At 42.3% G+C, this 6735-nt stretch carries 4 protein-coding genes; all 4 read right to left on the minus strand.

What is annotated here, in order from left to right; translation table 11 throughout:
* Positions 1-2995: VCBS repeat-containing protein (locus WBM98_RS10265; RefSeq protein ID WP_424365931.1), on the minus strand; the 2995-nt coding region annotated here is incomplete at its 3' end.
* A 174-nt stretch (positions 2996-3169) separates the two neighbouring features.
* Positions 3170-4123, minus strand: coding sequence for a radical SAM protein (locus WBM98_RS10270; protein WP_424365932.1), 954 nt, complete (start codon positions 4121-4123; stop codon positions 3170-3172).
* A complete protein-coding gene (locus WBM98_RS10275) occupies positions 4116-5444 on the minus strand; it encodes an asparagine synthase-related protein (RefSeq protein WP_424365933.1) in 1329 nt (442 codons plus the stop codon). Before WBM98_RS10275 ends, WBM98_RS10270 begins: the two co-directional genes overlap by 8 nt.
* A gap of 25 nt (positions 5445-5469) precedes the next feature.
* A partial coding sequence (locus WBM98_RS10280) for a CRTAC1 family protein (RefSeq protein ID WP_424365934.1) occupies positions 5470-6735 on the minus strand: 1266 nt, incomplete at its 5' end.

Genomic DNA, 6735 nt, shown 5'->3' on the forward strand with positions numbered 1-6735 from the left:
GAACAGGTAGCTGATGTGCTACAAAAGTATTCCCTTTGTTTTCCAAATAAACACTGGCAAATGATTTAACCTGGTAATGCAAGGCGGCATCCAAACTTTTTTTGGTATATACGTCCTCTAAATTTGCATGGGAAAAGACTTCGGAGGTTTTATATTTGAATTTAATGGCATGGATCTGACGGGATGAGGGCAATCTACCCCTTACGGGATATTGGACGCCATCTTCATAATATCCCAATACAATATCCTTTATTCCATTCTCATCAAAGTCATGGCTATAAATATCGAAAGTTTCATTTTCAGAGGCCTTGTATTTATAATTAAGGCCATTGTTTCCCAGCATATAATCCATATCCCCGTCGATGTCAAAATCCCCTTGATTTATACTCCACCACCATCCGGCGGTATCGGAAAGTCCCATTTGGGTCGAAACATCCTTGAACCCGGTCTTCCCATTTTCAAATACTTTTATGGGCATCCATTCCCCTACGATAATCAGATCTAACCGATCATCATTGTTGAAATCAGTGATAACCGCATTTGTTGCCATACCAAGATCGTTGAATTGGTCTTCTATGTACTGTGAATAGTTTTCAAATTTGACGTTCCCCTTATCGCTTACATTTTTTAATAGAAAACTCGTTGCTGGTAAGGGATAATTCCAAGGAACCTGACGCCCCAATACCAAAAGATCTTCTTTGCCGTCCTTGTCAAAATCCGCATGATATACCTTGGACCCACTGACCAGCATTTCGGGCAAGGCCTGTTCATCGGCTTTTGAAAACTGACCTTTGCCGTTGTTTATATACAATCTGTCTTGCAGTAGTTGGGAATTCGGATCAAATTCATAGCCGCCACTAACCACATACATATCATTATCCCCATCTTGATCGGCATCGAAAATGATGGCCCCCAAGTCTTCACATGATTTGTCTAGTACGAAGGGTTCTTGCGCTAAGACTTGCTCGAAAGTACCCTGTGGGGTTTGTAAAAAAATCGTGCCGGAATACCCATGGGAACCTCCTACATAATAGTCATCCAACCCATCCATGTTCAAATCGCCTATTGCCAAGGCTGGTCCGTAGGAAGACATTCTATGTGGGAGTAGCACCTGTTTTACGTAGTCGTCATACATATTCTCCTCATGCTTGAATCCAGGAAATCTTTCCTGCACCTCGGTAAACAAAACCTTGCGCTTTGCCGGCGTTTCTTCAACTATTGGCGACGCATCATTATAATTCAAGACCAACGTTTGGTTTGCACCAACATCCTTCAAGGTTTGGGCTGTGCCATTTGTCCAAATCACCTTCAATTCATCGATTTTTTCCACTTTGTTCAAGCCGAAATGCATTTCAGGGGCCACGGAGGATTGAAAGCCACGGGTCAGGGTCAGTTCCTGCATTTGGGTTTGCTCCCCTGTGGTCATATATACCCGGTTTCCTACGCCAAAGCTATTTCCCAGGGTTCCTTTGAATCTGATTTTAATATAATTATTGCTTACTGCACTTTTATTCTCGAAAATGGAGGCGGGGTCATCGATGTTGTTGGTGATGACTTCCAAATCGCCGTCATTGTCCAAATCGGCATAGGTCGACCCATTGGAATATCCTTCAAAGCTTATTCCCCAAGCTTCATTAATATGTTCAAAATCAAAATTTCCATTATTTCTATACATGAAATTGTCCAATTTCACCGATGGGATCATTAAACTATTTTGAAGTAAATTATTCTTTTTGAGCTTAGTTGCCCTCATCCCATCAAAGTAATCATTGTTGTTTACTTCCCTTCGAGTGCCATTGGCGATAAATAGGTCTTTATCCCCGTCATTATCAAAATCGGCCATAAGTGGCCCCCAACTCCAATCTGTGGAAGACGTTCCGGTCAATCTCGAAACATTCGAGAAATATGGAATTCCGTCTTGATCGGCCCCTGTGTTCAATTGCAAATTGTTCTGTACATATTGGTAATGAAAACCGGCTTCGACCATTTCTTCAAAGTAGGCCTGCATGGTATTACCCATGTTGGCCTTTCTTCGTTGATTTGATTTGCCATCCATATCTGCCTGACAAATATCCAAATAACCGTCGTTGTTAATGTCCGAAATATCCGCGCCCATGCCATAGTATGCTGTCTGTGCGGTTGCGTCTTTAAGTACTTCCTTAAAAGTGCCATCTCCATTATTAATATACATGAAATCCGGTGATACAAAATCATTCGAGATATATAAGTCCGGCCAGGTATCATTGTTCAAATCCCCGACGGTGGCACTAAGGGTCAATCCGAAATTCTTAAGTTTTGCCTCGGTAGTCACATCTGTAAATCTGTCGCCCTCATTTCGGTACAGATGATCACTTTGAATGTCTTTGGTGTCTTTCATGAGGTGGGTATATACGAAAGGAGGGGTAGTAAAGCTTGTGGGCGGATAATTTGCCACGTATAGATCTAAATCACCATCCTTATCATAATCAAAAAAAGTGCCTTGAACTGTGTCGCCGGGATCCATAATTCCCAATTCCGATGCTTTTTCGACAAATGTGCCATCGGTGTTGTTTAAAAACAGTTGGTTCAGTCTAGGCTCGTGGGGACCACCAACGGAGCAATAAATATCCAAAAAGCCATCACCATTGACATCGGCCATGGTCACCCCGGTATACCATCGATGGTCACCTGCCACCCCTGCCTTATCGGTGATGTCCTCAAATTGTAGGTTTCCCTTGTTCAGATATAATTTGTTGGCGACCTGATTGCCTGTAAAATAGAGGTCTACAAGGCCGTCATTATTGATGTCCCCAGCAGCAACACCACCCCCTTCATACATATACGGAAAGGTGAAATAGTTTACCGTGTCGTTTTCGGTTAGAACATTATTAAAGGTTATTCCAGTTCTTGAAGCATCCAAAGTTTCAAATATCTTCTCCTTATTTACATCTTTCGTACAAGAACTGTTGATGATCAATAAGCAAATAAAAAATTGGAATACACGATTATCCATCATTTCAAATAGGTCATTTTGGCCAATAAATTTACGACTAAATGCCTTATAAAATATGATTTTTGCCGGAGTTTATGCCGATTGTGCATTGCTGCAATTCAGGCTGAACGTTCTTTAAACAGCGCGTTGTAAGCACTATTTTTTGGGAATGGAAAAGGGACCATAAAAATGTGCTGTCTAATGTTTTAAATCGCAGGCACATGCAATTCCTTCCCCAATTGCTTGTGTCAAATTCATCTGATCTAATCTTTTGATTCTTTCTTCCAAACAGAGGTTACAGTTGGAAAAGATGGACAAGTCCCAAATATCGGCGAAAACGCGCCCTGACCCAAGCTTGATGCCATATTCCAGGACAGTTTCCAAAGATTGGATTTTGGGAGCTTCAAATTGCCCCGCTTCATGTAAAAGCTCCATGGCCCCATTTCCGCCTCGAACGGGAATCACGGTACAGCATTCCACACCGCATTCAAAGGCAAAATCAATCGATTTTTTGGCCCAATAAATACCTTCATCCTCTGACAGGAACGGAGGCCTAAGCAGAATAAAGGCCCTTGATTTAATGTCATTTTGTGATAGAAATCCCACCGATTCACAAAAATCCCCAGTGGTCATTTGCTTATTCAGTTTTTCAAGAACGTCAGGGTTCGCCGTTTCCAAACCTATGGCTACATGAAGTTCCGGTTTAAGCATGTCCCGAAAGCGAAGGCATTTTTCGGTAATGAATTTGGGGTGTGATTCGACAATGACGGTTTCGAAATTTTCCAACAACAAGGCGATTGCCTTATAATCCGCTACCGGTATGGCCTTTTCATCAAAGAAACTTCCGCTGTTATATAATTTAATATGTTTGGCCGGTGGCATTTGGGCCAGGGCCCAAGCTATTTGTCCAGGAATTGCCCCTATGGGCACTGATTGGTCAGTGGTATTCTTCCAAAGATCACACATGAGGCATTTAAACGGGCACTCCTTGTTCGTAAGGAAAATAATGGCCGTATCGTCAATGATACCCGATAGACTTCGTTCTTTTTCAACCAACCAGGCATAGGGGCGATTTTGGTCTACCTTATTTTTATCACCCCGTTCAGAAACTATTCGTTTGTTATTGGAAATAGTTACGGAACCTCTACTCATATTTTGATAAAAACTGTTTTCTATACGTTATTTCTTTTTCGGGAAAATGTTTGTCAAAATCAGTTTTTGAAGCGGCACCGTGTTGAAACCTTCTTTTTTCAAAGATGGGCATTTCCATACCGGTCACCGCCTTTACTCCTTCAAATACGATTTGGCCTTTTAGGTCATAGAGTTTTTGATGATCCCAATCTGTCATATCTATATAGGGGATGCCTTCTGATATTTCGATGACATTGGGCAGGGTAAATGGACTAAACCCTTCAAAATTCAACAGGTCGGCTGGAGAAAATGTTCTCATATACCCCCTACTAAGACCGCCAGAGTACGTTAATGAATGCTTTATCGATTCAACACCCCAACCTTCATGATACAACATTAAATTGTTCAATACGCTTCGTATCGTTAATTCAGGATTTTCTTCAATAGGATAATCTTTAAGGTTCTCATCCCCACCATCCCCATCAATGATATATTTCCAGTCTGGATAGCGGTTTCTAATGCCTTTTAGCAAGGCCAGGTTCATTGTTGCCGATTGAATATCCAAAGGTTTGTAATCTTCGACCACTTGGATCGCCTCTTTCCAATCCAACGCATCATAATCCAATGCTATGGGTTCCAAGAAAAGTTCGAGGTTCAATTTTTGTAAAAACTCACGGGCCTGAAGCAAATCGGCCCCATCCCCATCTATAGACAGGGTAAAGGCTTTAAGCCGGGATGGACTTTCGCCTAATTCCTTTAAGGCATGGTAGGTTAAAAGAAACACCGAACCACTATCTATTCCTGCGGAGAAAGTTACACCGATAGGTCCTGATGTTGCCCTGAATTGCAGCCATTTCTTGATCTCCTTATAAACGGAAGCAATATAGTCCTTGCCTATTTCTTCTATAGTTTCGGCTTTATAGGCGTTGCGTTCTGGGGTAAAGAACCTTGTATAAACCGGGTTGGGGTCCGGGCAACCCAATAATTCTATTTTAGTGATATAATGGGCCGGTACCATGCGCGTATACGAAGGGTGGAACTGGTCTTCCATTCCTTCTTCCTTAAGGTAATTATAGATCACGTCTATACGTTCTGCAATGACCAATTGAGGCCCAACGGCACGTTTTGCGATAAAATACCGCAGCGGACGCCCTATTGACCGGGCCATTCGTATTGTTTTTCCCTCTACCGAAACCAAGGAAAACTGTCCGTCAATTTTGCGAACAGCCTCGACATCGCCTGTTTTGACTACCGCTACCGCTTCTTCGTGCGACATGTTGTAGATTATGTTCTTATCATGATCGGTGAGGTCTACCACCTTACTAACATACATACTGTTCATTTTTCTGCGTTTTATATTTTTGATTTTATTCTTTTACGATTCCTTTTCCTTGCTTAATGGTCAGGTATTGATTGGATTCTATGGAATGATATGATTCTACCTCCCCATTGGGCCATTTTATTTCCAGCTCTTTTATAGGTCCTAATTTGCCCAGACCAAAATGGATCCGGGGTTCATTATTGGATAAATATCCAGTGGCCCATTGATTTATGCGTACCAGCTCTTTATCCCCAGTATGCAACGTAATCTTGGCGCCAATACCGGATGCCAGCCCTTTTTCGCCGGTTAATTTTAAACCGAGCCAGTTATTTTCGTTACCCCCATTGTTTTGCAATAGCGTTGGGGTTGCCATAAGGTCGACATGTGAAATGACAACATCCAAATCACCATCATTATCATAATCCCAAATGGCCAAACCTCTACCTGAGCGTTTGGTTGAAAAATAGGGGCTAACTTGCTGTCCAACATCCTTGAAATTCCCTTTTCCATCATTATCCAACAACACCGGATACTGCAAAATTAATTCTTCTGCGGTTCCGTTCGCAGAAATAATATCCAGATCGCCATCATTGTCATAATCAAAAAATGCAGTGCCCCAGCTTCCCTTTCCTGCCAAGGCCCTTGCAACACCGCTTGATTCGGTTATATCCTGATACAAACCTCCGCCCAAATTTCGGTATAAAGCTCCGTATTTCAAATCCGCCACAAGTATGTCGATCAATCCATCACCATCAACATCACCAATGGTACCATGCATAGAACCGGTTACCTGCCCCTGACTGTTGACAGCCACCCCGCTGCCGACACCTACCTCCTTAAAGATGCCGTTCTCATTTTTGAACAAAAAATTCATCTGATGGTCATTGGCCTGAAAAATATCCATATCCCCATCCTCATCGTAATCATAAACGGTCAACCCCATACATTTTGAATCTGGATAGTAGAGGTTCTCCTTTTGGGTGACATCCTCAAACGTGCCATCGGTCCTTTGTCTGTACAATATGGATGCTTGCCCCTTATATTCTGAAGGGTGTGGCATCATCCCAGGGGTTTGGGTTGAAATATAGTTGGGGTCAAAGGCTAGAAAGTTGCCCACCATGGCATCCATTCTTCCATCATTATTGTAATCCCAAAAAGAAACCCCGATACTCCACTTGGTATAACCATTCAACATTTCAGGTCCTGCGAGGCCCAGTTTTGCGGTTTGGTCACTAAAAGTACCATCCCCATTATTATGGTAAAATACATTCGGGCCATAGTTCAATAGGTAAAGGTCCTGAAACCCATCATT

The organism is Maribacter sp., assembly GCF_049667165.1.
Taxonomy (GTDB): domain Bacteria; phylum Bacteroidota; class Bacteroidia; order Flavobacteriales; family Flavobacteriaceae; genus Maribacter_A.

Excerpts from the sequence above, each read along its gene's own strand:
- WBM98_RS10270 (WP_424365932.1), bottom strand. The coding sequence starts at position 4,123 with ATGAGTAGAGGTTCCGTAACTATTTCCAATAACAAACGAATAGTTTCT.
- WBM98_RS10275 (WP_424365933.1), bottom strand. The coding sequence starts at position 5,444 with ATGAACAGTATGTATGTTAGTAAGGTGGTAGACCTCACCGATCATGAT.